This is a genomic window from Flavobacterium sp. (assembly GCF_043720215.1).
GTDB lineage: Bacteria > Bacteroidota > Bacteroidia > Flavobacteriales > Flavobacteriaceae > Flavobacterium.
The window spans coordinates 1-3,710 of the sequence record NZ_JAYSSZ010000162.1 but is presented as its reverse complement, the minus strand read 5'-3'; the positions used below and the strand labels follow the sequence as shown (position 1 = coordinate 3,710).

The 3,710-nt window shown below is 34.3% G+C and carries 5 protein-coding genes and 1 pseudogene; 1 reads left to right on the top strand and 5 read right to left on the bottom strand.

From position 1 onward, the window contains the following. The first annotated feature begins 80 nt into the window (after positions 1-80). A complete protein-coding gene (locus ACHZC3_RS07590) occupies positions 81-524 on the top strand; it encodes a hypothetical protein (RefSeq protein WP_394759261.1) in 444 nt (147 codons plus the stop codon). A gap of 99 nt (positions 525-623) precedes the next feature. Here the strand turns inward: ACHZC3_RS07590 and ACHZC3_RS07585 are convergent, their stop codons facing one another. The 5 genes and pseudogenes from ACHZC3_RS07585 to ACHZC3_RS07565 all read right to left on the bottom strand — a co-directional run. After that, positions 624-1,052 carry a hypothetical protein gene (locus tag ACHZC3_RS07585; protein WP_394759260.1) on the bottom strand — a complete coding sequence of 143 codons (429 nt, stop codon included), beginning with the start codon at positions 1,050-1,052 and terminating at the stop codon, positions 624-626. A 194-nt stretch (positions 1,053-1,246) separates the two neighbouring features. Next, a complete protein-coding gene (gene sucD / locus ACHZC3_RS07580) occupies positions 1,247-2,119 on the bottom strand; it encodes a succinate--CoA ligase subunit alpha (protein WP_394759259.1) in 873 nt (290 codons plus the stop codon). A gap of 113 nt (positions 2,120-2,232) precedes the next feature. After that, positions 2,233-2,595: a nuclear transport factor 2 family protein gene (locus ACHZC3_RS07575; RefSeq protein WP_394759258.1), complete on the bottom strand. Its 363-nt coding sequence runs from the start codon at positions 2,593-2,595 to the stop codon at positions 2,233-2,235. Between the two features lies 1 nt (position 2,596). Beyond that, on the bottom strand, positions 2,597-3,526 hold the full coding sequence (locus tag ACHZC3_RS07570; RefSeq protein ID WP_394759257.1) for a UDP-3-O-(3-hydroxymyristoyl)glucosamine N-acyltransferase: 930 nt from the start codon (positions 3,524-3,526) through the stop codon (positions 2,597-2,599). Between the two features lie 6 nt (positions 3,527-3,532). After that, positions 3,533-3,710: pseudogene (locus ACHZC3_RS07565) on the bottom strand (elongation factor P); the annotation flags it as partial.

Here is a 3,710-nt window from a genome sequence, read left to right as displayed (position 1 = left end):
GACCCGGCTGGTCCCGGTGCCGGATCACGTGGTCCGTCACGCCGTCGATCTGGTGATCGCCACCCATCCCGACCAGCCAAGTGCCCCCTCGGCGGTGCAAAAAACTAATTTCTGAAGCAGCAATAAAAAACCCAACGGATGCAGATTTGTTTTACAATTTAGGTGTCATTTTATCACAATCTAAAGACGAAGTATCTAAAGCAGAATCAGAAAAAAATTATATTAAGGCAATCACAATTGATCCAAAATATAAAAACGCTTACATGAATCTTGTCGTTCTAAAATTAGAAGGAGAAAACAAAATAGTAGAACAAATGAATAAACTTGGAACTACTCCTGCTGATAATAAAAAATATGATGTATTAAAAGCTAAGAGAGAAGGATTATATAAATCAGCTTTACCCTATTTAGAAAAAGCAGAAGAGTTATTTACTGGAGATGCAGATGTAAAGGCGACATTACTTAACGTTTATAATGCTCTTGATATGACTGAAAAATATAAAGCATTAAAAGCTAAGAAATAATTTAATAAAGATTTTCATTTTGAGTCAAACAAAAAATCCGATAGAAATATCGGATTTTTTTTATTTGCTAATAGACAAAAATTGGTAATGATTTTAAGATTAAAAGGCTACATTCCATCTTGGTAAACGATTATTCTCGTCAAGGAAATTTTGTAAAACTTGTCCTTCTACAAATGTTGGAATTCCTTTAGTTTTGTCGTTATGCGTCTCGTACCAGTATACTTCTAATCTAGCAATATTTTCTTTTTTCATTTGTGCTGGCCAAGAATATTTACGTCCAGTTTTTGCAAACTGGTGTCCATTTACAATCTTGTCATACAATCCGCCACCTTTACTTTTTAGAGATCCGTCGTTTTGTACCGTTCCTGTAGAACCCACCATGATTAATTCTTTTGCTTCGCCATCTACTGCGTAAACAAGGAAAACTCCGCTTCCTGTTTCGGTGGCATTACAAGCTACTTCTAAACTATCTTCTGTTGTAAAAGTAAAACTGTTGCTTACTTTAAATTTTTTTAATTCTTTATACATTTCTGTTTATTCGTTTATTTGGTTATTCGTTTATTTGAAAAAGAAACAACCATTTATTATTAACAACATTAATCTTAACGTTGCATAAAATTTTGATTTTTTGAAAGCTAAAAACCAAAGGCTTGCAAAAGTAGTATAAAAAAACCGTCTAATTTTGAAACTAGACGGTTTTTTGAAAATTTATTGTTTGAAAATTATCCCAATACTTCTTTTACTTTTTTACCTATTTCTGCTGGAGAATCTACTACGTGAATACCACATTCTCTCATGATACGTTTTTTAGCTTCAGCTGTGTCATCAGCTCCACCAACAATTGCACCTGCGTGACCCATTGTTCTTCCTGCTGGAGCCGTAACTCCTGCAATGAAACCAACAACTGGTTTGCGGTTACCATCTGCTTTTATCCAGTGTGCTGCATCAGCCTCTAGTTGACCACCAATTTCTCCAATCATTACGATACAATTGGTTTCTGGGTCATTCATTAATAATTCAACAGCTTGTTTTGTAGTCGTTCCAATAATTGGATCTCCACCAATACCAATCGCTGTTGTTATTCCTAAACCTTGTTTTACCACTTGGTCAGCCGCTTCATACGTTAATGTTCCTGATTTAGAAACAATCCCTACGGTTCCTTTTTTGAAAACAAAACCTGGCATGATGCCTACTTTTGCTTCACCTGGTGTGATTACGCCTGGACAGTTAGGTCCAATTAGACGACAATTTTTTCCTTTTATATAATCATTTGCTTTAATCATGTCTGCTACTGGAATTCCTTCAGTAATGGTAATAATTACTTTAATTCCTGCATCAGCAGCTTCCATAATAGCATCAGCCGCAAAAGCTGGTGGTACAAAAATAATGGTTGTGTCGGCTCCTGCTTTTTCTACGGCATCTTTTACAGTATTAAAAACGGGACGATCTAAATGTACAGTTCCTCCTTTACCTGGAGTTACACCACCTACAACGTTTGTTCCGTATTCGATCATTTGCTCCGCGTGGAAAGTTCCTTCGCTTCCTGTAAATCCTTGAACTATTATTTTTGAATCTTTATTAACTAAAACACTCATGATATATTTTTTATGTTATTTTTTTATTGTGTTGCAAAAGTATGAAATTGTAATTACTAATTAGCAATTAACAATTAGTTTTTTAAGCTCTTTTGTTTAAATTTATATAGTCTTTATGACAACTGACTCATTTGAAATCCGCGATATAATTTTCCGTCTTTTAGCTCCCAAATAACCATAAAATGAGCCAAAATCATTTCTTCTCTCGGATTTTCTATTGTCTTTATATAATGACTATATCTTATAGTTACCTTATTATTATCTTCTAACAAATGCGTAATATAAACTCTTGACGAATGATATGCTTTGCCCATTTGATTGACAATATTTACCATTTCTTCTTTATTCATTTGAAGAAAACCTTTGCTACTATTCCAATCTAAGGAAACATCTGGATGCATATACGTATCCAACAAAGTACTATCTAGAAAAACATTAGACTTATAAAAATCTTTAACTATTTCTTTTGCACTCATCTTACTTAAGTTTATTTATTATTTCGGGGATTCGTTTTATATTGGCTAATTGTTTCAGTTTTTCACGAGATTCTTCTACTGGAGTTCCAAAATATGATTTTCCTCCTTCAATAGATTTAGTTACGCCGGTTTGTCCCATTACCACTGCTTTTGCACCAATAGTAATTCCGCTAGTTGTACCTACTTGTCCCCAAAGCGTGACCTCATCTTCAATAATTACACAACCTGCGATTCCTGTTTGTGAAGCAATTAAACATTTTTTACCTATAACGGTATCATGACCAACATGAACTTGATTGTCTATTTTTGTGCCTTCACCAATAGTTGTATCGCCAGTAACGCCTTTATCAATCGTGCAAAGCGCTCCAATTCCTACATTATCTTGAATAACAACACGACCGCCAGAAACTAATTGGTCGAAACCATCTGGACGTTTTTTGTAATAAAAAGCATCGGCTCCTAAAATGGTTCCTGCGTGAATCATCACATTATTTCCGATAATGGTATTATCATAAATGGAAACATTTGAATGGATCAAACAATTTTCGCCAATTACAACATTGTTTCCAACGAAAGTATTGGGCTGAATTATAGTTCCTTTTCCAATTTTGGCGGAAGCCGAAATGGAAACATTTGACGCTTGAAATGGTCTGAAATGATTCGTTAATTTATTAAAATCTCGAAATGGATCATCCGAAATCAGCAAAGCTTTCCCTTCAGGACAATCGACATTTTTATTAATTAAAACTATCGTTGCTGCAGATTGCAAAGCTTTATCATAATACTTTGGGTGATCTACAAACACAATATCTCCAGGTTCTACAACATGAATTTCATTCATACCCAAAACTGCAAAATTAGCATCGCCTACATATTCGCAGTCAATGATATTTGCAATTTGTTTGAGAGTTTGTGTTTGGGGAAATTTCATTAAAAATTATTTTACACGTTCCATATATGAACCTGAAGCCGTATCTATTTTTATTTTATCTCCTTCATTAATAAACAAAGGAACATTTATTGAAGCTCCAGTTTCTACCGTAGCTGATTTTGTTGCATTTGTTGCCGTATTACCTTTTACACCTGGTTCAGCATAAGTAACTTCAAGAACGATA